At 71.6% G+C, this 23975-nt stretch carries 22 protein-coding genes, 1 tRNA gene and 1 pseudogene; 13 read left to right on the forward strand and 11 right to left on the reverse strand.

The genetic code is table 11. The annotated features are described in order from the left end of the window. Nucleotides 1–26: 26 nt before the first annotated feature. Together B079_RS0119570 and B079_RS0119575 are read right to left on the reverse strand one after the other, a co-directional pair. Nucleotides 27–1685: a long-chain fatty acid--CoA ligase gene (locus tag B079_RS0119570; protein ID WP_018547529.1), complete on the reverse strand. Its 1659-nt coding sequence runs from the start codon at nucleotides 1683–1685 to the stop codon at nucleotides 27–29. Nucleotides 1686–1826: 141 nt separating this feature from the next. After that, on the reverse strand, nucleotides 1827–2438 hold the full coding sequence (locus tag B079_RS0119575) for a SigE family RNA polymerase sigma factor (RefSeq protein WP_018547530.1): 612 nt from the start codon (nucleotides 2436–2438) through the stop codon (nucleotides 1827–1829). 489 nt (nucleotides 2439–2927) lie between these two features. Here B079_RS0119575 and B079_RS0119580 point away from each other — a divergent pair, with 489 nt between their 5' ends. Further along, entirely contained in the window at nucleotides 2928–3794 is an 867-nt protein-coding gene (locus B079_RS0119580; RefSeq protein WP_018547531.1) for a bifunctional DNA primase/polymerase, read from the forward strand. Between the two features lie 50 nt (nucleotides 3795–3844). Here B079_RS0119580 and B079_RS0119585 read toward each other — a convergent pair whose 3' ends face one another. Further along, nucleotides 3845–4732 (reverse strand): LysR family transcriptional regulator, encoded by an 888-nt coding sequence (locus B079_RS0119585; protein ID WP_018547532.1) that lies wholly within the window; start codon nucleotides 4730–4732, stop codon nucleotides 3845–3847. A 118-nt stretch (nucleotides 4733–4850) separates the two neighbouring features. Here B079_RS0119585 and B079_RS0119590 point away from each other — a divergent pair, with 118 nt between their 5' ends. Continuing rightward, nucleotides 4851–5240, forward strand: a complete 390-nt coding sequence (locus B079_RS0119590; RefSeq protein ID WP_018547533.1) for a VOC family protein — start codon at nucleotides 4851–4853, stop codon at nucleotides 5238–5240. Nucleotides 5241–5292: 52 nt separating this feature from the next. Here B079_RS0119590 and trpS read toward each other — a convergent pair whose 3' ends face one another. Further along, nucleotides 5293–6333, reverse strand: coding sequence for a tryptophan--tRNA ligase (trpS, locus tag B079_RS0119595; RefSeq protein WP_018547534.1), 1041 nt, complete (start codon nucleotides 6331–6333; stop codon nucleotides 5293–5295). Nucleotides 6334–7199: 866 nt separating this feature from the next. Between trpS and B079_RS35255 the strand changes: the two genes are divergently transcribed. Continuing rightward, nucleotides 7200–8309 (forward strand): hypothetical protein, encoded by a 1110-nt coding sequence (locus B079_RS35255; RefSeq protein ID WP_158685021.1) that lies wholly within the window; start codon nucleotides 7200–7202, stop codon nucleotides 8307–8309. 137 nt (nucleotides 8310–8446) lie between these two features. On the opposite strand, the pseudogene B079_RS34075 reads toward B079_RS35255, so the two are convergent. Further along, nucleotides 8447–8732: pseudogene (locus B079_RS34075) on the reverse strand (SAM-dependent methyltransferase); the annotation flags it as partial. 160 nt (nucleotides 8733–8892) lie between these two features. On the opposite strand from B079_RS34075, the gene B079_RS0119605 reads away from it, so the two are divergent. Then, entirely contained in the window at nucleotides 8893–9255 is a 363-nt protein-coding gene (locus tag B079_RS0119605; protein ID WP_199779941.1) for a hypothetical protein, read from the forward strand. Nucleotides 9256–9389: 134 nt separating this feature from the next. Here B079_RS0119605 and B079_RS0119610 read toward each other — a convergent pair. Both B079_RS0119610 and B079_RS0119615 read right to left on the reverse strand, forming a co-directional pair. Then, nucleotides 9390–9476: transfer RNA gene (locus B079_RS0119610), tRNA-Ser, on the reverse strand. Between the two features lie 70 nt (nucleotides 9477–9546). After that, nucleotides 9547–11016, reverse strand: coding sequence for a S1C family serine protease (locus B079_RS0119615; RefSeq protein ID WP_018547537.1), 1470 nt, complete (start codon nucleotides 11014–11016; stop codon nucleotides 9547–9549). Between the two features lie 248 nt (nucleotides 11017–11264). Between B079_RS0119615 and B079_RS0119620 the strand changes: the two genes are divergently transcribed. From B079_RS0119620 to B079_RS0119630, 3 genes are all read left to right on the forward strand, one after another. Then, nucleotides 11265–12098 (forward strand): glycerophosphodiester phosphodiesterase, encoded by an 834-nt coding sequence (locus tag B079_RS0119620; RefSeq protein ID WP_018547538.1) that lies wholly within the window; start codon nucleotides 11265–11267, stop codon nucleotides 12096–12098. Between the two features lie 191 nt (nucleotides 12099–12289). Beyond that, nucleotides 12290–12940, forward strand: a complete 651-nt coding sequence (locus B079_RS0119625; protein ID WP_078496012.1) for an ATP-binding protein — start codon at nucleotides 12290–12292, stop codon at nucleotides 12938–12940. A gap of 191 nt (nucleotides 12941–13131) precedes the next feature. After that, nucleotides 13132–14112 (forward strand): DUF5926 family protein, encoded by a 981-nt coding sequence (locus tag B079_RS0119630; protein WP_018547540.1) that lies wholly within the window; start codon nucleotides 13132–13134, stop codon nucleotides 14110–14112. A gap of 207 nt (nucleotides 14113–14319) precedes the next feature. Here B079_RS0119630 and B079_RS32370 read toward each other — a convergent pair whose 3' ends face one another. Then, nucleotides 14320–15060, reverse strand: coding sequence for a hypothetical protein (locus B079_RS32370; RefSeq protein ID WP_020573032.1), 741 nt, complete (start codon nucleotides 15058–15060; stop codon nucleotides 14320–14322). A gap of 55 nt (nucleotides 15061–15115) precedes the next feature. Then, nucleotides 15116–15781, reverse strand: a complete 666-nt coding sequence (locus B079_RS0119640) for a bifunctional DNA primase/polymerase (protein WP_018547543.1) — start codon at nucleotides 15779–15781, stop codon at nucleotides 15116–15118. 665 nt (nucleotides 15782–16446) lie between these two features. Between B079_RS0119640 and B079_RS0119645 the strand changes: the two genes are divergently transcribed. Then, entirely contained in the window at nucleotides 16447–17853 is a 1407-nt protein-coding gene (locus B079_RS0119645) for a PP2C family protein-serine/threonine phosphatase (RefSeq protein ID WP_018547544.1), read from the forward strand. Nucleotides 17854–18058: 205 nt separating this feature from the next. After that, nucleotides 18059–19519 carry an aminopeptidase P family protein gene (locus B079_RS0119650; RefSeq protein WP_018547545.1) on the forward strand — a complete coding sequence of 487 codons (1461 nt, stop codon included), beginning with the start codon at nucleotides 18059–18061 and terminating at the stop codon, nucleotides 19517–19519. A gap of 115 nt (nucleotides 19520–19634) precedes the next feature. Here B079_RS0119650 and B079_RS0119655 read toward each other — a convergent pair whose 3' ends face one another. Both B079_RS0119655 and B079_RS0119660 read right to left on the reverse strand, forming a co-directional pair. After that, complete coding sequence (locus B079_RS0119655; RefSeq protein ID WP_051095209.1) at nucleotides 19635–20210, reverse strand: GNAT family N-acetyltransferase; 576 nt, start codon at nucleotides 20208–20210, stop codon at nucleotides 19635–19637. A 38-nt stretch (nucleotides 20211–20248) separates the two neighbouring features. After that, on the reverse strand, nucleotides 20249–20695 hold the full coding sequence (locus tag B079_RS0119660; protein WP_018547547.1) for an ATP-binding protein: 447 nt from the start codon (nucleotides 20693–20695) through the stop codon (nucleotides 20249–20251). Between the two features lie 235 nt (nucleotides 20696–20930). Between B079_RS0119660 and B079_RS0119665 the strand changes: the two genes are divergently transcribed. The 4 genes from B079_RS0119665 (at nucleotide 20931) to B079_RS0119680 (ending at nucleotide 23964) form a co-directional block, all read left to right on the forward strand. Further along, on the forward strand, nucleotides 20931–21818 hold the full coding sequence (locus B079_RS0119665; protein WP_018547548.1) for a hypothetical protein: 888 nt from the start codon (nucleotides 20931–20933) through the stop codon (nucleotides 21816–21818). A gap of 151 nt (nucleotides 21819–21969) precedes the next feature. Then, nucleotides 21970–22731: a YcnI family protein gene (locus B079_RS0119670; protein ID WP_018547549.1), complete on the forward strand. Its 762-nt coding sequence runs from the start codon at nucleotides 21970–21972 to the stop codon at nucleotides 22729–22731. Between the two features lie 91 nt (nucleotides 22732–22822). Beyond that, on the forward strand, nucleotides 22823–23509 hold the full coding sequence (locus B079_RS0119675) for an SCO family protein (protein WP_018547550.1): 687 nt from the start codon (nucleotides 22823–22825) through the stop codon (nucleotides 23507–23509). After that, complete coding sequence (locus B079_RS0119680; protein WP_018547551.1) at nucleotides 23506–23964, forward strand: copper chaperone PCu(A)C; 459 nt, start codon at nucleotides 23506–23508, stop codon at nucleotides 23962–23964. Before B079_RS0119675 ends, B079_RS0119680 begins: the two co-directional genes overlap by 4 nt. Nucleotides 23965–23975 lie beyond the last annotated feature (11 nt).

Genomic DNA, 23975 nt, shown 5'->3' on the forward strand with positions numbered 1-23975 from the left:
GTGGGGCCCGGTTCCGCAAAGGACGGTCAGGCCAGCTTGGTCACGTCCAGCTGCCCCAGCCGGTGCGCCTCGCGGATCTTCTTCTTGTCGAACTTGCCGACGCTGGTCTTCGGGACCGTCTCCACGATGGTCCAGCGCTCGGGCAGCTGCCAGCGGGCGACCCCGGCCTCCTCGGCGAGGAAGGCGCGCAGCGTCTCGAAGCCGACCTGGGCACCCTCCTTCAACACGACGGTGGCCAGCGGGCGTTCGCCCCACTTGTCGTCGGGCACCGCGACCACGGCCGCCTCGGCGACGTCCGGGTGGGACATCAGCGCGTTCTCCAGGTCGACCGAGGAGATCCACTCGCCGCCGGACTTGATGACGTCCTTGGCGCGGTCGGTGAGGGTGAGGAAGCCGTCCGGGGAGATGATGCCGACGTCGCCGGTCTTCAGCCAGCCGTCCTCGCTGAACTTGTCGGCGGGGCGCAGGGGTTCGGCGTCGGGGCCGTTGTAGTAGGCGCCCGCGATCCAGGGGCCGCGCACCTCCAGCTCGCCCGCCGACTCGCCGTCCCAGGGCAGGCGTTCGCCGTCGGGGCCGGTGAGGCGGGCCTCGACGCCCGCCGGGAAGCGGCCCTGGGTGACGCGGTAGGCGAACTCCTCGTCGGTGCCGAGCGCGTGGGCCGGCGGACGGGCGACCGTGCCGAGCGGGGAGGTCTCCGTCATGCCCCAGGCGTGGCAGACCCGCATGCCCAGCTCGTCGAACGCCTCCATCAGGGCGGGCGGGCAGGCCGAGCCGCCGATGGTGACCTGGCCGAGCGAGGAGACGTCACGGGGCTTGGCGCGCAGTTCGGCGAGGAGTCCCTGCCAGATGGTGGGGACGGCGGCGGCGTGCGAGGGACGCTCGGACTCGATCATCTCGGCGAGCGGGGCGGGCTGGAGGAAGCGGTCGGGCATCAGCATGTTGACGCCGGACATGAAGGTGGCGTGCGGCAGGCCCCAAGCGTTCACATGAAACTGCGGGACCACGACGAGCGTGGTGTCCTGGTCGGTCAGGCTCATCGACTCGGCCATGTTGACCTGCATGGAGTGCAGGTAGATCGAACGGTGGCTGTAGACCACGCCCTTGGGGTCGCCGGTGGTGCCGGAGGTGTAACACATGGCGGCGGCCCGGCGTTCGTCCAGCTCGGGCCAGTCGTAGTGGTCCGGGCGGCCGTCGAGCAGGTCCTCGTACTCGTGCACACGCGCGGTCGCACCGGCCAGCGGGGCGCGGTCGCCGGGGCCCGCCACCACGATGTGCTCCACGGTGGGGAGTTGGGGCAGCAGGGGCGCGAGCAGCGGGATCAGCGAGCCGTTGACGACGATCACGCGGTCGGCGGCGTGGTTGACGATCCACACCAACTGCTCCGCCGGGAGGCGGAGGTTGAGGGTGTGCAGGACGGCACCCATGGAGGGGATCGCGAAGTACGCCTCGACATGTTCGCTGTTGTTCCACATGAGGGTGGCAACCCTCTGATCACCCTCCACCCCCAGCTCGTCCCGCAGGGCGTGCGCCAGCCGGGCTGACCGGGCGCCGATCTCGGCGAAGGTGCGGCGGTGCGGCTCTCCCTCCCCGGTCCAGGTGGTGACCCGCGACGATCCGTGGACGGTCGACCCGTGGGTGAGAATCCTCGAGATCAGCAGCGGTACGTCCTGCATGGTGCTCAGCACGGCGGGCGTCCTCCCCGGCAACATTGCCTCAGCGGAAGTAGAGTCGCGCTGATTCTGCGCACATACCGCGCGGTATGTCACTAGGCGGGCCGAAACTCGCCGGTCAGAGGGGGTGGGGTACCCCCTCCGGCACCGGCCGGATCAGACCCCCGCGTCCGACCCGTCCCGGCGGACGACTCCCAGCTCCGGGTCCTCGCGCAGCTTGCCGAGCGCGCGGGAGACCGCGGACTTGACCGTGCCCACGGAGACGCCGAGGAGTTCGGCGGTCTGGGCCTCGCTCAGGTCCTCGTAGTAGCGCAGGACGACCATCGCGCGCTGACGGGCGGGGAGTTTGGCGATCGCGCGCCACATCGCGTCGTGCAGCGCCTGCCGTTCGGCGGGGTCCGCGACGCCGCCCCGCACCTCCGGCTCGGGCAGCTCGTCGCAGACGAACTCGTCCACCTTGCGCCTGCGCCACTGCGAAGTCCGCGTGTTGAGCAGCGCGCGCCGCACATAGCCGTCGAGCGCCCGGTGGTCCTCGATCCGCTCCCAGGCGGCGTATGTCTTGGCGAGCGCGGTCTGGAGCAGGTCCTCGGCGTCGTTCGGGTTGGCGGTCAGCGAGCGGGCGGTGCGCAGCAGCACGGGGCGCCGGGCGCGGACGTAGGAGGAGAACGACGAGTAGGTGGTCGCGGCGGTACGGAGGCGAGGGTGCGGAAGGGTCTGCCGCGCTGGTGCGGCGGCGGCCGAGGCGCTGGTGCAGACGGGTGCGGTCATGGCTCCACGCTAGGAGCGCGGGTGCCTCCGGCGGATCGGCCGCAGGTCCCGAAGCGGGATCCGCCTCAGGTCGGAGGGCCGGGCGTGCGCTCACCTCCTGAGGGTGGAGTAGGGCTGGGTCGGGCCTGAGGGTTGACCCTGAGGAGGGGGGTCGGGGTGGACCGGAGGGCGCGGGCCGGGGCGGACCCGAGGGGGTGGCCGGGATGGCCCCGGAGGCGCGGCCGGGACGGACTCGAGCGGGCGGCCGGAATGGCCCCGGAAGGCGCGGCAGCGACGGACCGAGCGGACGGCCGGGACGGTCCCGAGCGGACGGGCCAGGGCGGACCCGAGCGGGCTGGGCAGGATGGATCGGAAGACGCGGCCGGGTCAGACCCGAGCAGGCGGCCGGGATGAACCCGAGGAGTCGGCCAGGGCGAGCCCGAGGAGTCGGCCAGGGCAGACCCCGAAGGCCCCCTGGCGATCTTCGAACATACGTACGACTATCGTTCCATGGCCACCTTCCGTCGGCAGGTCACCGCCCTGGCCCTCGCGCACGCCCTCTCGGCCGCCGAGCGCGGCCTGGCCGTCATCCCGTTGTCCCGCACGAAGCTCCCGGCGCTGCGCTCGCCGCACCGCGCGGACGCGGTACGTCCGCCCTGCCACGGCGAGTGCGGACGCCCGGGCCACGGTGTCCACGACGCCTCCAGCGACCCGGCCCGCGTGCGGGAGCTGTTCGCCGCCGCCCCCTGGGCCACCGGTTACGGCATCGCCTGTGGCCTGCCCCCGCACCACCTCGTCGGCATCGACCTGGACACCAAGCCGGGCACGGACGCCCCGGCCGCGCTGCGCGCGCTCGGCCTCAGGTTCCGGTTCACGATCCCCGAGACGGTCGTGGTCCTCACCCCGAGCGGTGGCCGCCACCTCTGGCTCACCGCCCCGCCGGACACGGTCGTCCCCAACTCCGCGAGCCGTCTCGCGCCCGGCATCGACATCCGGGGCGCCGGAGGCTACCTGGTCGGCCCCGGCTCCCGCACCGCCCACGGCACCTACGTCACCGCCCCGGATACGGCCCGTCTGCGCCCCGCCCCCTGCCCCCGCAACCTGCTCCGCCTGCTCACACCCCCACCCCGGCCGCCCCGCCGCACCCCCCGCCACCTCCCCGGCGACGGCCAGGGCCTGCTCCACTTCGTCCTCACCGCCCACGAGGGCCAACGCAACACCCGCCTCTTCTGGGCCGCCTGCCGAGCCCACGAGTCCGGCCTCGGCCCCGCCCTGACCGGCGCCCTCCTCGAAGCGGCCCTGGCCACGGGCCTGCCGGAACCGGAGGCCCGCGCGACGATCGCCTCGGCGGCGCGGGTGGTGGGGCAGGGGTCCTGATGCCGGGCGCGCCCTGACCCCGCGTGCACGTCAGCGGCCCGGGCCACACCTCACGCGCCCCGCCCCGAGTCCACCGCCGCCCGCACGAACTCCCGTACCCGCGCGGTGGTGTTGTCCGTCCGCCACACCGGCCCCCGCTGGATCGGCGGGGCGTCGCGCAGGGGGACGTAGGCGAGGTCCGGGCGGGGGTAGTAGCGCCGGGCGTGTTCGCCCACGGGGAGGATGCCCTGGCCCAGGGCGACCAGGGTCAGCATCTCGGAGAAGGTGCGGCCTGCGGGGCCCTTCGGGACGGGGCGCCCGGAGGGGGTGCGGTCCGGGGTGCGGTCGCGTTTGAAGGCGGGGGAGGTGACCTCCGGGTACTGGACCACCGGGTGATCGGCCAGCACCTCCAGGGACACCGACTCCTCCCGCGCGAGGGGATGTCCCGCGGCCACGGCCAGCAGCCGCCGCTCCGTGAGCAGGGCGGGCCCGCAGCTCATGCCGTCGAAAGGGTACGCGGCGATCAGCACGTCCACCGAACCGTCGAGCAGGCTCGCGCGGGAGTCGGACAGCTGGGCCTCCCGGACGGTCACCCGGCACTCCGGGTGCCGTTCCCCGAACAGCGTGACCGCCTTCAGCAGCGCGGGGGCGGTCCACTCGCCGAGGAAGGCGACCCGGAGTTCCCCGGTGATCCCGCGACTGGCGTCGGCGGCTCTGCGCAGCGCGTCGGCCATCGCGGCGGCGAGCGGGGTCAGCTCGTCGGCCAGGCGCCGCCCCGCCGGGGTGAGCCGTACGGTCCGGCTGGTCCGCTCGAACAGCGCGCCGCCGACCCGCCGCTCCACCTTCTTGATCACCTGGCTGACCCGCCCGGTCGAGACGCCCAGCCGCTCGGCGGTGCGGCCGAAGTGCAGCTCCTCCGCGAGCGCCAGGAAGGCTTGCAGTTCGATCCGTTCCAGCACGAGGTCCCCCGTTCATTGAGCCAGGCTCAATGAACATAGAACGATCAGCGCTTGATGGTCTCCCCGCCCCGGCGGATCGTGGAACACACGTCCACACGGTCTTCCTCTGGAGGGGAACATGCCCGCACTGCACGTCAAAGCCTTCGACCACCTCGTCCTCAACGTCGCCGACGTCGAGCGCTCCCTCGGCTTCTACACCGGGTTTCTCGGCCTGGAGCCGGTGAACGTGGACGCGTGGCGGGCGGGAAAGGCGCCGTTCCCCTCGGTGCGGGTCGCCCCGGAGACGATCATCGACGTGGTCGGCAAGCCCCGGGGTGAGTCCAACGTGGACCACATCTGTCTCACCGTGGACCCGCTGGACTGGGACGAGTTCCTGGAGTCGGCCCAGGTGACCGTCCTGGAGGGACCGGTCCAGCGGGACGGCGCCCGGGGCACGGCCACCTCCGTCTACGTCCAGAACCCGGACGGCAACACGGTGGAGCTGCGCTGGTACCCGCAGGACGCCTGACCCCGCCGTCAGAAGGCGCCGGAAGACGTCGGAAACCGTCGGACGCCGCGCTTCAGTAATCGCTGTTCATGGCGGCGCGCACCTCCGCCAGCGTGGCGTCGGCGACGGCCCGGGCCTTCTCGTTGCCCTCCCGCAGCACCCGGCGCAGCAGACCGCGGTCGCGGGCGTACTCGCTGCGGCGGGCGCGGATCGGTGCCAGGTACTCGTTGACCGACTCGGTCACCACCTTCTTGAGCGCGGCGGCCCCCAGGGAGCCGATCTCCCCGGCGACCTCCTCGGGCGTACGGTCCTGGCACAGCGCCGCCAGCAGGAGCAGCGAGGCGACCTCGGGGCGCCCCTCGGGGTCGTAGTGGATGTGCCGCTCGGCGTCGGTCTTCGCGCCCCTGATCAGCCGGGCGGTCTCGTCCGGACTCGCGGCGAGCGCGATGGCGTTGCCCCGGCTCTTGCTCATCTTGGTGCCGTCCGTGCCGAGCAGAACGGGAGCGCGGGAGAGCAGGGCCTCGGGCTCGGGGAAGACGGAAGTGCCGTCGCCGTACCGCTCGTTGAAGCGGCGGGCGACGGTCCGGGTCAGCTCCAGATGCGGGAGCTGGTCCCGGCCGACGGGGACCAGATCGGCCTTGCAGAAGAGGATGTCGGCCGCCTGGTGGACGGGGTACGTGAACATCAGGCCGCTGACGGCCGCCTGCCGCGAGTGCGCGATCTCGTCCTTGACCGTGGGATTCCGGCTCAGCTCGGCCACGGACACCAGGCTGAGGAAGGGCAGCAGCAGCTGGTTGAGCGCGGGGACCGCACTGTGCGTGAAGACCGTGCTGCGCTCGGGGTCGACCCCGACGGCGAGATGATCGAGGACCAGCTCCTCGACGTGCCCGGTGAGATCGTCCGCCACGTCCCGGTCGGTCAGCACCTGGTAGTCCGCGATGATCACGAACGTCTCGACCCCGAGGTCCTGCAGCCGCACCCGGTTGTGCAGCGTGCCGAAGTAGTGCCCCAGATGCAGCCGCCCGGTGGGCCGGTCCCCGGTGAGAATCCGGAACCGCCCCGGCTCCTCGGCGATCCGCTCCTCCAGCGGGATGGTGCGGGTGACGGTGTCCACAACGTCTCTGCTCACAGAATCTCCCGGTCGTCTCGCGCCGTCAGGACGACCCGCCCCCAGCTCCGGGAACACGGAAAAGGGCCGTTCGTCCGAACGGCCCCTGCCATGTGGTCATGCGTAAAAGGCAGCCGCTCCTAGAGGGAGCGCCACCAGCTACGACACGACGAAGAACGCATGGCCCCACGATAACGCCGGCCGGCGAACGAGAAAGGGTGCCCCTCGACGAGAGGCACCCTTTCCGGCGGCTAGGTCCGCCGACGCGGAGGCGGTGGGATTTGAACCCACGGTGACATCGCTGCCACGACGGTTTTCAAGAGAGTGCTGGGGACGATGGTCTTCCATACCCCTGACCGCCCCGTTCCCTACTCTCGGGGTCAGGCAGCACCTCCGACGGTCCACACCTGGTCCACGGCCTCTTAGACGCGCGAGTCAGGTGCTGACACAGGAACGGGCCCAGGGCGGTCCGAGACGCCTACGCTTTGACGCCGCTCGGGATCGGTTGTGCGTGCCGGGTCTCCACGCCACGCACGCCGCGCAGCGTGCCACGAGTCGAAGACTCCGGACAACTGATCGAGCAAGCCCTTGGCTGCAAACAGCGCCACGCTCGCTACACCCGAGCCAGCTAGAACCCAGAGCGTGAGGGTCACCTCCACTGCTTCCATGCTCCTTTCGACGTCTGACATCGAGGCCGTCGATGTCTTGCCCCTAGGGGACCTTCACAAGGCATCTGTCCACCAGTACCTCGGACGCTTCTGCCGAACCTCGGACAGCCAGCTCGCCGCGGCCTAACCTAGGTCGAACTAGCATGGACACTTCTGGACGACCCTGGACACCCAGCAACGTCGGACGCGAATCGGGGATAGGCGATGGATGACGGTTCTCTCGCGAAACAGCTGGGCCGCTTGCGGATCCAGGCCGGCAACCCCTCACTGCGCGACCTGGAGAGACTCACCGAGCGCCAAGGCCGACGAATGAGTCGCGCCTCAATTCAGGATAAATTCTCCGGCAGTAGCGCTCTTAAAGTGGTTCACGTACTGGCTCTAGTCCAGGCGTGCGCCGAATATGCCCGCTCGATCGGCGCTCCACTCCCCCCTGCGGATACGGATGAGCAAACATGGCACGAAAGAGCCACAAGCCTTCCCAAACCTCACAACCCAAAGGCGGACGACCACAATACCGAGATCGGGAAAACCATCCCTCCCGATCTGAAATCCCTAACTGCCCCACTCATCAGCGCCGGGATGGACGATATAGCACGCATTGCAGCCGAGGGAATTCACCACCCGCTAGAAACATGGCTCCCTACTGTACTCGCAGCCCTCGATCGCACGAAAATGGACTTCCAGGGCTTTATAGACCTAGCCATACACGAGTCGGCGCAACAGACTACGGAAATCCTCACTTCAATCGCCGAGCAAGAGGCAGAAGCTGCCGCCGACCTGTACTTCAAAACATGCCTGCGCGATAAGCATCCTGCCGAGATCCCGAAGTTTCTTGTCGCACTGCGCCGACACACAAGAGAAAGTAGCTACTGGTACGAAGAGCGTTTCATTGACACGCTCGTAGGCAAGGATGAGTGGCCGGACACGCACAGGCCAAACCTGGCCGAAGTCCTGCGGGCCCTGCGCACAGCCACACTTAAGGGTGACGCGGACATGCTCGCAGAGGCCATTGGAGTGGACTCATCGCCGAGAGTCGCACTGGAAACCGCCGGAGCATTCCCTGATGACTTCCTCGGTGATCGAGAACGCATCTTGCATGCGGCACACAAAGGCGGGCCGAAGCGCCTCTTGCAGTTGATTGCCTGCCTGAGGCAAGAAGAGATCCCCGGCATTGATCCACGCGAAACACTGGAATTCCTACTGGCATCGGCACCTCAGGGCAGCAGCGTAGACTTCTCTCGCGCTCTCAATGAAGCAGGGATGCACACCGAGGCCCAAAAGCTACTAGAATTGGCAAATGAAATTCCCTCCTAGCTTCAGACTACACACGATTAGGGTCGAAACTTAAAGACAGTATCCCTTCAGGGTTCATCGACCTTGGGGGCGCACGCATGTGTGCCGGTACCTGAGCGGTCAAACGCGGGTTCTACGGCCATGGACCTTGGAAGACTGAGTATTCCGCCCAGGCAGGTGACACTGAATGTGCCTTCCGCTTGAATGGTCTCGTTGACTCGTTCCCGAGCGCGATCGATCGTCGCGCGGAACGGAACGCCCATCTTGTCCGCCCAGGCTTCGTACGAGGCAAAGTGCGCGACGACTGGTTCGGCGTCGGTCACCTCGGTCACTCCTGGCAGAGGGAACGTATAGATCTCGCTGAAGACCGTACCGAGGATCTCTGCCCGCGTCCTCCAGAGGGAAGTGGGCATAGAGCTGCACTCGGGCCAGGCCCTCCTGGACGCTCCCGCCCGAGAGTGAGCCGGATGCGTGGGGCGAAGTGCTGGTCTCCGAGAGCCACCCCGAGGTAGGGGCCGGGTGGACAGACGGCGGGAAGCCTCACGATGAGCGCGGGCTCAAGCACCGCACCCGCAACGCTGTTCGCACCGCTCCGATCCCTCCGGTGTACGTGCGGATGGTCCGGGCGCATATCGCGCGCGGCGTCGCTCCAGACGGCCGACTCTTTTGGGCCGCTCGCGGCGGGCGCCTCACGTCGAACGAGTATTGCGCGGCCTGGGAGACCGCCCGTGGAGCCGTCCTCACCCCGGCTGAGGTGGAGTCGGAGATGGCCGCCGTGCCGTACTGCCTGCGCCATGCCGCCGTGTCCCTGTGGATCAAGCAGGGCGTTGACCCGGTTGAGGCCGCGTACCGCGCTGGCCACAGCGTGGCCATGCTCTACCGCTTCTACGCGAAGCTCCTCAAGGGGAGTTCAGCCCACGCGAACAGCCTGATCCAGATGGCGCTGGAGGAAGCTGAGGACGACTGATCCTGGCCCATATATGGCCCACACGCACTGGTCAGAGGCGGTACACCCCCGATCCGGGGTGAGACAGACTGAACGCAGAAGGGGTGCCGCTCTGGAGAGCGCACCCCTTCTGACCTGCACAGCTAGGACCTCTGCGGAGGCGGTGGGATTTGAACCCACGGTGACATCGCTGCCACGACGGTTTTCAAGACCGTTCCCTTCGGCCGCTCGGGCACGCCTCCCCGCTCGCCCACCTGGGGCGGAGCGGGGTACAGCGTACCGGGATCGGGGGGCCGAGGGGGCCGGTGGGCGTCAGTTGTCGCCGACGCGGGAGCCGAGGGTGAGGGCGACGGTGTGGTCCTGGCCACCGCGCTTGTAGGTGACCGTGACCTTGTCGCCGGGCTTGTGGGTCCAGATCTCGCCGATCAGGGTCGGACCGCTGTCGATGACCGAGTCGTCGAGCTTGGTGATGACGTCGCCCGGCTTGAGACCGGCCTTGTCGGCGGGGCCGCCCGACTCGACCGCCGCGGCGCCGCCCGCGCCCTGGTCGGTGATCTTCGCGCCGTCGGTGGAGTCCTCCAGGGAGACGGAGGCACCGATCTTGGCGTACACCGGCTTGCCGGTCTTGATCAGCTGCTGGGCGACGTACTTGGCCTGGTTGATCGGGATGGCGAAGCCGAGCCCGATCGAGCCGGACTGCCCGGAGCCCAGGCCGCCGCTGCTGCTCGACTGGATCGCGGAGTTGATGCCGATCACCGCGCCGGAGGCGCTCAGCAGCGGGCCGCCGGAGTTGCCCGGGTTGATCGACGCGTCGGTCTGCAGGGCGCTCATGTACGACGCCTTGGAGCTGGCGCTGCCGTCGCTGGAGGCCACCGGGCGGTTCTTGGCGCTGATGATGCCGGTGGTGACCGTGTTGGACAGTCCGAAGGGCGCGCCGATGGCGATCGTCTCGTCGCCCACGGCCACCTTGTCCGAGTCGCCCAGGGGGAGCGGCTTGAGGTCGGAGGGGGCGTTCTTGAGCTTGATCACGGCGACGTCGTAGCCCTGCGCGTGCCCGACGACCTCCGCGTCGTACTTGCGGCCGTCCGGGAAGGTGGCCGTCAGCTTGCCGCCGTCGACCGCGTCGGCCACCACGTGGTTGTTGGTGACGATGTGACCCTGGGTGTCGAAGACGAACCCGGTGCCGGTGCCGCCCTCGCCGCTGCTGCTCTCCGCCTCGATGGTGACGGTGCTCGGCAGCGCCCGGGCCGCGATGCCCGCGATGGTGCCCGCCGAGCGCTTGACCTGCGAGGCGCTGCTGTCGCCTGCGGAGACGGTGGTGGAGCCCCGCCCGTCGTTGTCCTTGGCCAGGGTGTAGCCGATACCGCCGCCGATGCCGCCCGCGACCAGCGCGGCCACCAGGACCGCCGCGATCAGCCCGCCGCGCCCGGAGCGCTTGGGGGCCGGCGGCTGGTACGAGGCGCCCCAGCCGCCGCCCGCGCCACCAGTACCGCCCGCGTCGCCGAAGGCGGGCGGGGGCGGCCAGGAACCGTCGGGCGCGGCCGTGCCGTAGGGCTGGTGCGGGGCGGGGCCCTGGCCGTGGGCCTGCGGGCCCTCGGCGGATGCCGGTCCCGGAACCTGCCCGGCGGCACCGGGCGGGCCCTGGGGCAGCGGCGGCAGCGGAGTCGTCGGTGCTCCGCCGTCGGATACGGCGCCCTGCGCGGAGGCAGCGGGAGCGTCCACCGGCACGGGAGGTGCGGACGGGGCCGGGGGTACCGCGTTGCCCTCGTTCTCGGTGCTCACAGCTCTTCTCCTCGATCCACGGCTGTCGTCGTCGGTCGCACTCGCTCGTGCCGTTCCTGTTGTATGTACGCAGCTTTTCCCACGAGCCGTCAGAGCACCATAAGCGGGGGCTGTGGGTCCGGCGACAACCTTTACACAGGACATCCCCGACAAGTGTTATATACGCACGAATTACGGTGCATCACCGCGCCCGTCCCGCGCACCGTCCCGCTTCCCGCCGCGCCTCGCGTCGATGGCACGATGACGCCGTGACCCACGTATCACAGCACTCCATCCAGGTCGTCGCGCACCGGGGGGCCTCCGAGGACGCGCCCGAACACACCCTGGCCGCCTACCGCAAGGCGATCGAGGACGGCGCCGACGCCCTCGAATGCGATGTACGCCTCACCGCCGACGGTCATCTGGTCTGTGTGCACGACCGGCGGGTCAACCGCACCTCCAACGGCCGGGGCGCGGTCTCCGCCCTGGAGCTGGCCGACCTCGCGGCCCTGGACTTCGGCTCCTGGAAGGGGCGCGGCACCGGGCGCGGCCGGGACGAGGAACCCGACTGGGAGCACCGGCCCGAGGACCGCGAGGCGACCTCCGTCCTCACCCTGGAGCGGCTGCTCGAACTGGTCGCGGACGCCGGGCGGCCGGTCCAGCTGGCCATCGAGACCAAGCACCCCACGCGCTGGGCGGGCCAGGTCGAGGAACGGCTGCTGACCCTGCTGAAGCGGTTCGGCCTGGACGCGCCGGAGCACCCGGACGACTCCCCGGTGCGCGTCATGAGCTTCTCCGCGCGCTCCCTGCACCGGGTGCGGGCAGCCGCGCCGAACCTGCCGACCGTGTACCTCGCCCAGTTCGTCTCGCCCCGGCTGCGGGACGGACGGCTGCCCGAGGGGGTGCGGATCGCCGGGCCCTCGATCCGCATCCTGCGCAGCCACCCGGCCTATGTCGAACGGCTGAAACAGGCCGGCCACCAGGTCCATGTGTGGACCGTGAACGAGCCCGAGGACGTGGATCTGTGCGTCCGGCTCGGCGTGGACGCCATCATCACCAACCGCCCCCGCGCGGTGCTCGGACGGCTGGGCCGCCTCGGCTGAGCACGGCCGCAGCACGGCTTCCGGCCCGGTACGGGCCAAGAGTCCCGTAAGGACCGGCACGCGGCCCTTGACCCGGGGGCGGCGGTGGAGCATCCTCCGTTTCCCGGCCACACCACCGATATCCGGCCACCGGGCCATAGGGAGTACAAGGGAGTGCTCCGGCGCGTTCGGTGCGTGTGCGGACGTTGCGAATGCGTCGCCGGAACAAGACTGACCGGTTTCCGGTACAGGCCAAGGGGGCATCCACACCGTGGCGTGGGGCGAAGGAGGTCTCGGGGGTGGCGTTGGTGGTGGCACAGGAGGTGCCCACGTCGTCGAGCATGGCCGTACCCCATGGCCCTGCGGGCGTGGGAAAGGCGAGACACCGGATGCGGGCGCAACTGCGTGGCGGCGGGGTGTCCGAGTCGGTCATCGACGACGCCGTGCTGATTCTGTCCGAACTGCTCAGCAACGCGTACCGGCACGGACGCCCGCTGGGCGGGGCCCCGGCCGGGACCGGCTCAGTGCGGGCGGCCTGGCGGGTGGACGCGCGGGGACGGCTCATCGTGGAGGTCACGGACGGCGGCGGCCCGACCCGCCCGGCTCCGGCGAGCCCCTCGGTCACCGCGCACGGCGGCCGGGGACTGAGCATCATCGACGCGCTCGCCGACGACTGGGGCGTGCGCGACGAGATCCCCGGTGAGATGACGGTCTGGGTGGTCGTCCACGCCGACGTGCACGATCCCGACGCGCGCTGCGGACATCACGCTTTCGCTACGCGCGTCACGCCGGTCCCGGCGCTCCCCGGTCTCGACGGCCTGGAGGGTCTGGACTTCGCGGACATGTTCGACGCCCTGGACTGACGACCCGGGGCACGACCCTGGGCACGACCCGGCGACGGTCCGGGGATGGCCTGGGAATGACCTGGGGGTGACCCGGGGACGGCCCGGAACTCCGGGGCCGCCGAGGGTTGTCCACAGGTCCGAGCCCGTCGTGGCGCGAACGGCTAGGCTCCCCGCGTACGAGACGGAGCCGTAACCGGGAGACACCCACGATGGCCAAGAAGCGACCCCAGACCAAGGCCAAGCGCCCGCAGCCGAGCGGTGCCCGCCCGGCCGACGGCCAGATCCCGGTCGTCGGCGCCCGGGAGGCCTGCCCCTGCGGCAGCGGCCGGCGCTACAAGGCGTGCCACGGCCGGGCCGCCGCGCACGCCGCGACCGAGCTGGTGCAGCGCCCCTTCGAGGGGCTGAACGGCGAGTGCGACTGGGTGGCCCTGCGCGAGCTGGTCCCGGCCGCCACCGCCGCGCTCACCCTGCGGGACGGCCTGCCCGAGGGCGTCCCCTCCGTCACGCTGGCCACCGTGCTGCCGATGGCGTGGCCCGCGCTGCGCCGTGACGACGGCTCGGTGCTGATCGGCCTGCAGAACGACACGGCCTCCGGCGACATCAGCCGCGACCTGGCCGACACCCTGCTGCGCGCGCTGGAAGCCGAGCCCGGCACCCCGGTCGAGGCCCGCCGCGCCCCCGCGGACGGACCCCGGCTGCAGGACCTGCTGGACGAGTCCGCCCCGCTCCAGCCGGTCGTGCACAGCGGCTTCGAGTTCTGGGTGCCGGACGCGGAGAACGCGAGCGCGGAGGTCAGCGCCTCCCTGGAGCGGGCCAACGCCGCCGCGATCCCCACGGTGAAGCTGACCGGCGTCGACGCCGCCTACTGGTGCGAGACCCCGGAGAAGAACCACCTGCGCTGGGTCATGCCGCACCCGGAGGAGCGCCTGCTCGACGCGCTGGCCCGGCTGCACGCGGCCGGGCAGTCCACCCTCGGCGAGGGCACCCGCCTGGTCGGGTCCTTCCGCGCCCACGGTCTGACCGTGCCGGTGTGGGACCTGCCCACCGGGGTCGGCGCCGAGGACATGGAGAAGCCCGCCGCCGAGTTCGCCGAGCGCCTCGCCGCCGCCCTCGCGGTCACCGAGCCGCTCACGCCGGAAGAGCGCCGGGCCCGGGGCGGTCTGACGAACCGGCAGGTCACGCTCAGCTGAGAACGGCGGGAGCGCGGCGGTCGTGAAGGGTGATGCCTGTCACAACTCCCGGTTCTGACAAGGCAATCGGTGGCCGAATGGCCGAGCCGGAATTTGCGAACCGCCGATCTCTTGTTACCGTTCCAGTAGCCCGGTTGCTGGTGCATCCCCCGTCGCCAGCAACCGGGCCTTTCCATGCCCGCGTGACGGCCACGCACTCTCGGTGCGTCACCAACTCCCTTGTAAACGAGGGAAGTTGCTGCCCGCCCGGAGCATCAGCGGCGCGGCATCGCCCCGCCCGGCGAACTCCGCGACAGCCGAGTAGGCGCCCGGGACACCCTGGGTGCGCAGATGCGGGGTCTCGCAGGTGGCGGGCTCGTCGTCACCCCCGGCGGCGCAGCGGGTCAGCACGGTCCGGCCGCCCGGCCCCATGAGACTCAGCAGGGCCTCCAGCGCGTCACCGCTGGTGTTGCGGTAGTAGACCCGGGCCCAGCTCTCACCGCCCCGGGTCAGCACACAGGTCTGCGCCTCCACGCCGTCCGGCGCGGAGAGTTCGGGTCCGCAGCGGACGGCGGTGGCCTCCCCGAGCCCCAGGGAACGGGGGCGCTCCCGCTCCTCCCGCCCGGCTACGGCGCCCTCACGAGCGGGCGGGACGGCAGCGGGCGTAGGGAGAGCGGCCGTAGGAGCGACGGGCGCCCCGGCAGCGGCCGTACCGGCGACGGGCCCACCGGGGGCGGACTTTCCCGAGGCGGGCTTACCGAAGGCGGGCGCGGCGGCCGACGTACGGCCTCCGAACGGGCCGCCCCCGGGCGCACCCCCGCCGGACGGGTCCGCTCCGCCCGCGCCCGCCGGTCCGGCCGACGCCGCGCCGAGCGGCAGCAGCACCGCGACCGCCGCGAGACCCGCGAGGGTCAGCAACCGCAGACGGGCGGGGGCCCGGCCGCCGGGGCCGGTGGGAATGCGCAGCATGGGCGGAACATAACGAGCCCGGACGGGCATCCGGGCCCGCTCCCGCCCGACACCCCTACAACTCGGGCGCGCTCACACCCGTACGAGTGAGGGCTTCGACCACCGTGGGCACCACGGCCTCCACGTCGGGCACCCAGGGCCGCGCCGAGCCGGGCAGCGGGGCGCGCTCCCAGCGGACGGCACCCTGGCCGGTCTCGGAGGGGGGCAGGGCGAGATAGCCGCCCTCGCCGTGGAAGCGGAGCGAGCCGGGCACGTGGTCCTGCGCGTAGAGGAGTTCGCCCAGCTGCTCCATGGAGTACGGCCGCACCAGGATCGCCCAGCGGACCGGCGTGGCGATCACCGGGCCGAGCCGCATCCCGCGCCGGTCGAGCAGGGTGAGGGCGCGGTCCGCCGCGAGGGCGGGCAGACTGACCGCGCACGGGGCCTGACCGCCGGTGGCCAGGACGATCGGCGCGGCCGGGCGCCTGGTCCACCACCAGCGCACCATGCGTGCGTCGGTGCTGGCCGCGAGCAGGCCGGGGTCGAAGGGGTGGGCGCCCGGCACCGTGCAGTCGGGGTCGGGGCAGGAGCAGCGGGCGGGGCCGCCGGAGTCCGGCGCCACACCCGGCAGTACCGGCCACCGCCACTCGGTCGCGAAGGTCAGGGCCGCGCCGAGCAGATCCGGCCCGGACTCGTCCCGCCCGGGCAGCAGCCCGCGTCGCCTTCCGAGGATCTCGCGCATGAGCGCTCGTTCCTTTCCGTTGCACCGCTGGGCAACACCGTTGCACCGCTGGCAACACCGTGGAATCACATCATGGGTCGATCACTTCACTCTGCGTACCTTGTGGCGCATCACGCCCCCGCGCACGGCAGGAAGAGCCCCCCGGGGGTCGAGCGTCGGCCGCGTCCGTGGTGCGTCTCCGGCAGGAAGTGGTGCGTCCGGCAGGAGATGGTGCGTCCAGCAGGGGTACGACCGCGGCGCGGGGGTGGCGAAGCCTGGCGTTTTGCCGTCGCGCGTGTTTCTCTCCGCCTCCGCCACGGGAGGATGGGGCTCGGCCGTCGGTGGTTATGACGCCCGGGTCCGCCGCCAGGTTCCGGGCCCTTGCCCAACCGCCCCTGGCCTTCTCCGAGTACGTACCCATCACGACCGCTGTGACGCTCCGTGGAGCAGGGCCAGTCGACCGCAAAGGAGCCTTACCCGAGGCAGTTTCAAGCCAACTTGCCAGTAAGGCAAGGGCATCGAAGGAAAAGCACGTCAGACGCATGGACACCAGGAATACCGGCAGGACAATGCTGGACATCCCCTCACGAGTCCGTGTACATGTGGAGACACTGCCAGCGGCGCAGAATGACATGGGGGTTCGCGATGCTTTTCAGCACTACGCACCAGCCCGGAAGCCGGACGCCATGACCGCCCCGCACCCCGCGAAAGTGGCCGGAATCGATCCCACTGTTCCCACTCCCGCCCACACTGCCGCGCCCGTATCTCCCGCCCCGGACACCGCTCCCGCCCCGGAGGGCGCGCCCGCCGCACCCGCCGTCCCCGCACCGCACCCGCCCGCCCCCGGCACCCTGCTCCAGGACCGGCTCGCGGGCTGGGTCTCGGACCTCACCACCCTCCAGGAACTGACCGAACGGCTGTGCCGCACGGCCTCGCTCGACGCCGCCCTGCGGGAACTGCTGCACGCCGGTGCCACCCTGGTCGGCGCCCGCCGCGGCCTGGTCGTCCTGGAACCCGGCGACGGACCGGGCCCGCGTACCACCCTCGGCCTCGGGCTCGGCCGCGCCGACATCGGCCATCTGGAGACCGTCCCGCACGGCCCGCTGCACACCGCGCTCGACGGCGAGAGCGTCCGCGCCGACCTGTTCGCCGAGGACGGACTCGACCCCCGCCACCGCGAGGTGGCCACCCGCCTCGGCTACGCCGCCTGCTACGCGCTCCCGCTCACCGCCGAGCCGGGCGGCCACCTGGGCGCCGCCGTCTGGTTCTACGACGAACCGGCCGCGCCCGACGAGCACCACCGACATCTGATCGGGCTGTACGTCCGGCACGCCGCCGCCCATCTCGCCCTGCTCAGGGAGGTCGAGCGCACCCGCGCGTGCGCGGCGACCCTCACCGAGGAACTGCTGCCCCCGCGGCTGCCCCGGGTGCCCGGCGTCCAGCTCGCCGTCCGGCACCGCACCGGGCCGCGCGGCGGCGGCGACTGGTACGACGCCCTGCCGCTGCCGGACGCCGCGCTCGGCCTGTCCGTCGGCTCCGTCACCGGCTCCGGACCCGGCGCGGTCGCCGCCATGGGCCGCCTGCGCGCCTCGCTGCGGGCCTACGCCGTGATGGAGGGCGAGGACCCGGTCGCCGTCCTGTCCGACCTGGAGCTGCTGCTGCGGCTGACCGAGCCCGCCCGCTCCGCCACCGCCCTGTTCGCCTACTGCGAGCCCGCCCTGCGCAAGATCACCCTGGCCGGTGCCGGGCACAGCCCGCCGCTGATCGTCGGGGAGCGGCGCACCGAGTTCGCCGAGACCTCCGTCTCCGCGCCGCTCGGGATGCTCGCCTGCTGGGAGGCGCCCAGCCTGGAGTTCCAGGCCGAGCCCGGAGAGACGCTTCTCCTCTACACCGACGGACTGCTGCACCGCACCGGCGAGGCCATGGACCGCGCCTTCGCCCGGCTGCACACGGCCGCCGCGAGCGTCCCGCGCGCCCTGCGCGGCGACCCCGGCGCCCTCGCGGACCATGTGCTGCGCACGGTCCTGCCGGACGGCCTCGACACCGAGGACGCCGAGGAGGACGTGGTCCTGCTGGCGGCCCGCTTCGACTGACCCGGCGCCGCCGCGACCACGTGCGCCCGGCCGTGCGCCCGGCCGCCTGCCCAGTCCCCACCCGGCCGCCCACCCGGCCGCCCGCCCGGTCCCGACGCCCCGGTCCGTCCCGGTACGACCGTACGATGATGGTGGTTCCCAGCTCGGGCACGGTCGCGGACCTCGCGAGCCCGGGGAGACCACATGCCGTACGGAGGAGGATCACGTGTCCGACGAGCTCAACCCGGAGACCCCGGAGTCCGAGGCGGAGGAGCCCATCAAGCAGCGGAAGAACGGCCTGTACCCGGGCGTCTCCGACGAGCTGGCCGAGAACATGCGCGGCGGCTGGGCCGACACCGAACTGCGGGACCTGAAGCCGGTCGCCCAGGCCGCCGAGACCCGGCGCCGCCGCGCCGCGCTGTCCGCCCGCTTCCCGGGTGAGCGCCTGGTGATCCCGGCCGGCAACCTCAAGACGCGCTCGAACGACACGGAGTACGCCTTCCGCGCCGCGACCGAGTACGCGTACCTCACCGGCAACCAGACCGAGGACGGCGTGCTCGTCCTGGAGCCCACCGCCGACGGCCACCGCGAGACCATCTACCTGCTGCCCCGCTCCGACCGGGACAACGGCGAGTTCTGGCTCTCCGGCCAGGGCGAGCTGTGGGTCGGCCGCCGCCACTCGCTCGCCGAGTCCGAGGCGCTGTACGGCATCCCCGCCGCCGATGTGCGCGAGCTGGCCGACAAGCTGCGCGAGGCCACCGGTCCGGTGCGCGTCGTACGCGGCCACGACGCCGCGATCGAGGCGGCCCTGACCGACAAGGTCACCGCCGAGCGCGACGAGGAGCTGCGGGTCTTCCTCTCCGAGGCCCGTCTGGTCAAGGACGACTTCGAGATCGGCGAGCTGCAGAAGGCCGTCGACTCCACCGTGCGCGGCTTCGAGGACGTGGTGAAGGTCCTCGACAAGGCCGAGGCCACCTCCGAGCGCTACATCGAGGGCACCTTCTTCCTCCGCGCGCGCGTCGAGGGCAACGACATCGGCTACGGCTCCATCTGCGCCTCGGGCCCGCACGCCTGCACCCTGCACTGGGTGCGCAACGACGGCCCGGTCCGCTCCGGTGACCTCCTCCTGCTGGACGCGGGCGTGGAGACCCACACCCTCTACACCGCCGACGTCACCCGCACCCTGCCGGTGAACGGCACGTACAGCGACATCCAGCGCAAGATCTACGACGCGGTGTACGAGGCCCAGGAGGCGGGCATCGCCGCCGTGCGGCCCGGCGCCAAGTTCCGTGACTTCCACGACGCCGCCCAGCGGGTGCTCACCGCGAAGCTGGTCGAGTGGGGTCTGGTCGAGGGCCCGGTCGAGCGCGTCCTGGAGCTGGGCCTCCAGCGCCGCTGGACCCTGCACGGCACCGGTCACATGCTCGGCATGGACGTGCACGACTGCGCGGTCGCCCGCACCGAGGCGTACGTCGACGGCACCCTGGAGCCCGGCATGGTCCTCACCGTCGAGCCCGGTCTGTACTTCCAGGCCGACGACCTGACGGTCCCGGCGGAGTACCGGGGCATCGGCGTGCGGATCGAGGACGACATCCTCGTGACCGAGGACGGCAACCGGAACCTCAGCGCTGCGCTGCCTCGGCAGTCCGATGAGGTCGAGGCATGGATGGCTTCGCTCAAGGGCTGACCTTTGACGGATGGCCGGGTACCCGAGCGGGTGCCCGGCCGTTTCGTGTGCGGGTGTGTCGTGGCTGGTCGCGCAGTTCCCCGCGCCCCTGAAGGGCGCTCGTTGGCTGACTGGGCTACAACGCCGCGGGCACGTTGTCGTGCAGTACGCGCTGGAAGAGGCGGCAGTCCCGCCAGGCGCCGTTGATGTGCAGGTATTCCGGGGCGAGTCCGATCGGCGTGAACCCGCACTTCTCCAGGACGCGTTGTGAGCCGGTGTTGTCGGTCAGCGTGGACGCCTCGACGCGGTGCAGGCCGAGCCGGTCGCGGGCCAGGTCGCAGACCCGTTCCAGGGCGGCGCTGGCCAGCCCCTGGTTCTGCCGGTCGGCGGCCACCCAGTAGCCGACGCTGGCACTGCAGAAGGGGCCCCGGGAGATCCCGGACAAGGTGATCGCCCCCGTGATCCGGCCATCCGGCGTCTCGATGATCCACGGTGCCACGGTTCCGTCCGCACAACTCCGCAGCAGCCCCTCGATCCGCTCGGCCTGGCCGCGCACCGTGAAGAAGGAGTCGGGCCTGACCGGTTCCCAGGGCGCGAGGTGGGCGCGGTTGTCGGTATAGGCGGCGGCCAGCCCGGGGGCGTCCCCGGGAGCAAGGGCGCGCAGGATGAATCCACCCGTTATTTCCTGGTTTTGAATGAGTTCCGCAGACATGCGCGCACCCTAGCCGCGCGGACGCCGCACGGAACCCCTCATGCCGTAAGCAGGGAAGGATCTTTCTTCCACTTGAGAACCTTGTCGAAGCTCACGACCGTGCCGCCCCGGCCCGCGCCCGTCCCGATGTGGACATGATCGGCCAGCGCGCTGATCAGACACAGCCCCCGGCCGCTCTCGGCATCCGCCCGCGACGGGCGGACATCGGGCACCGACCCGAACCCCGGCCCGGAATCGGCCACTTCGATCCGGCACTTCTCGCCGTCGAGGTAGGCGGTCACCCGGTACGCCTCCGAACCGCCGCCGCGCAGGCCGTCGCCGCCGTGCTCGACGGCGTTCGCGCAGGCTTCGCTCAGGGCCACCGACAGGTCGTAGGAGACGTCCGGGTCGACGCCCGCCGTCTCCATCGTGCCGATCAGGAGCCTGCGGGCGAGCGGCACGCTCGCGGCCTCGCGTCGCAAGTGGACGGACCACCAGATGCTCATGCTCCAGCCTCCTGGACGCGGCTCGACATACCGTTACCTATTGCCGCCGCTCCGCGTGCGTAAGCCCTTCCGGAGCGTGAGGTCGCCCATAGGGTCGATGCGCACGGGGACGAATCGGTGTATGGCCCCGGGCGCCCCATGCGTGTCCGGCCGGTCCGCACGGCCTTGCCCCGGTGCCGGATCCGGCCACCTGGCGTACGGGCCCCGGGGGCGCAGTGCGATGATGAGCCCCGCCATGACTGCCCCCCAGCCGCGCACGACGCGCCCCGGACCCCGGGTCCGGCTTCTGCGGGCCGCGGTGTTCACCGCGGTCTGTGTCGTGCTGGCCGCGGCCGGGCACACGCTGGCCTCCTGCGCGACCGTCCCGCTGTGGACGCTCGGCGCGGGGTTCGCGGGCGTGCTGCTGCTCATGGCGCCGCTCGCCGGACGGGCCCGCTCGCTGCCCGCCATCGCCGGACTCCTCGCACTCGGCCAGACCGCGCTGCACACGCTGTTCGGCCTGGGGCAGCACGTGTCCTCGGGTGCCATGGATGCGATGGGCTCCATGAGGTCCATGCACATGAGCGGCATGGGGTCCATGGGGTCCATGGGGTCCATGGGAGCTACGGCCCCGAGCCAGGACGTGCTCGTCGAGCGGGCCACCCGCCTGCTGTGCGGCTCCACCCCTTCGACGCTCAGCCCCGGCCGGGCCTATCAACTGCTGCTCGACGCGCATCTGATCGACCCCTCCGGGCATCTCCTGGGCACCCAGGCGGCCACCGCCCCGCACGCCCACGACGTGACCGGCTTCTCCGCCGCGTCGCTGCCCTCGCTGCCGATGCTGCTCGGGCACGTCCTCGCGGCCGTGGCCGTCGGCTGGCTGCTGCGCCGGGGCGACCTGGCCGTGCTGCGGCTGATCGAGCTGTCGGCCCACGGCGTCGCCGAGGTCGCGCTCGTACGGTCCCTGCGCGCGGCGTTCGCGCTCGTGTGTGCCCTGTGCGCCGGGCTGCTGCCCGCCACCGGGCCCGATCCGCGCGCCCGCCGCACCGACCGCGACGAGCCGCCCGTCCCGCGCACCACCGCGCTCCAGCACTCCGTGATCCGGCGCGGCCCGCCCGCCGCCGCGTTCCGCCTCGCCGCCTGACGCGACGCGACCACCGCTCCCCGGGAACCGGCCCACCGGCACCGGACGGAGAGGGGCCGCCGTCACGCGGCGCGCGCGTGCGCGCGTCGGACCGACCGCACACGCACCCCCTCAACGTCATCGGATCTCGCTCAGAGTGGAGTGCTCTGCCATGCAGGTTTCCCGTACCACCACCCGGATCGCCGCCGCCGGCGCCGTCGCCGCCACCGCCGTCCTCGCCCTGTCGGCCCCCGCCTTCGCGCACGTCACCGTGCAGCCCGAGGGCGCCGCGGCCAAGGGCGGCTACGCGGTCGTCGACTTCAAGGTCCCCAACGAGCGGGACAACGCCTCGACCACCAAGCTCGAGGTGAACCTCCCGGCCGACCACCCGATCGCCTCGGTCATGCCGCAGCCGGTGCCGGGCTGGACGGTGAAGGTCACCAAGTCCAAGCTCGACAAGCCGCTCACCATGCACGGCGAGAAGATCGACGAGGCCGTCACCAAGGTCACCTGGACCGCCGACGGCAAGGGCATCCAGCCCGGCTACTTCCAGAAGTTCCCGCTCTCGCTCGGCGCGCTGCCGGAGGACACCGACCAGCTCGTCTTCAAGGCGCTGCAGACGTACTCCAACAAGGAGGTCGTCCGCTGGATCGAGGTGCCGCAGAAGGGCGAGGACGAGCCGGAGAACCCGGCCCCGACGCTGGAGCTGACCGCCGCCACCGACGACCACCACGGCACCCAGGCCGCCGCCACCGGCACGGCCGGTGCCGCCTCCGACGACAAGGGTGACGGCAAGACCGAGCAGACCGCCGCCGCCTCCGACAAGAGCGGCGGCTCGGACACCACCGCCCGCGTCCTCGGCGTCGTCGGCATCGTGGTCGGCGCGGCGGGCGTCGGCTACGGCGTCCTCGCGGGCCGCCGCCGCACCGCCTGATCCACCCCTCCGCGCGCACCGGGGCCGCGTGCCCCACGCGGCCCCGGTGCGCGGCGGATTCCTCACTTCCGGGAAGTTCTCTATGCCTTCCATGCCCTACCCGCGCCCCTCGGTGCCCTTCTCCTCGCGCACCAAGACCCTCGCCGCCGCCGCGCTGCTGGCCGCCACCGCGTTCGGCCTGACCGCCTGCGGCTCCGGTGACGACGCCAAGTCGCCCGTCTCGGTGGTCTCCGAGGAGACCGACTCCGGCAAGGCCGCCACCGTCCTCGACCAGCCCTTCGAGAAGCCGGACCTGGTCCTCACCGACACCCACGGCAAGAAGTACGACCTGCGCGCCGAGACCAAGGGCCACCCGACCCTCGTCTACTTCGGCTACACCCACTGCCCCGACGTGTGCCCCACGACGATGAGCAACATCGCCGTCGCCCTGAAGGCGCTGCCCAAGGCCGAGCAGGACAAGCTCCGCGTCGTCTTCGTCACCACCGACCCCGGCCGCGACACCCCGGCCGAACTCGGCAAGTGGCTCAAGGGGATCGACCCCCGCTTCATCGGCCTCACCGGCGACTTCCCCACCATCCAGGCGGGCGCCCGCACCCTCGGCATCTCCGTGGAGCCGACCACCAAGGACAAGAACGGCAAGCCCGTCTCGGTGCACGGCACCCAGGTCATCGCCTTCTCCCCCAGGACCAACGGCGGTTACGTCCTCTACGGCGAGGACGCCACGGTCGACGACTACACCAAGGACCTGCCCCAGCTCGTCCGGGGAGCGAAGCCGTGAGGCGTTCCCTGCTGCCCGCCGCCCTCGCCGCGCTCGCCGGGGCGCTCGCCCTCACCGGCTGCGGCACGGACTCCGGCGGGCGTCCCGAACTGTCCGCCGGTGCCGCCTACATGCCCCAGCCGGTCTCGTCCGACATGGCCGCCGGATTCCTCACCGTCACCAACAAGGGCGACGGCGCCGACGAATTGACCTCGGTCACCAGCGACCTCGCCGGTGAGGTCACCATGCACAGCACCAGCGGCGGCGCCATGACGGAGAAGACCTCCTTCGCCGTCCCGGCCCACGGCCGCCTGGTGTTCCGGAGCGGGGCGAACCACCTCATGTTCGAGGACCTCGAGCACAAGCCGCGCGAGGGCCAGACGATCACGCTGAAGCTCGGCTTCGCCCACTCCAAGCCGCTCACCGTCGAGATGCCGGTGCGGTCCGCCACGTACAACCCGTCGACCGGCCACTAGGGAGGGACCAC

Origin of the sequence: Streptomyces sp. LaPpAH-108, from assembly GCF_000373625.1 — a bacterium.
GTDB lineage: Bacteria > Actinomycetota > Actinomycetes > Streptomycetales > Streptomycetaceae > Streptomyces.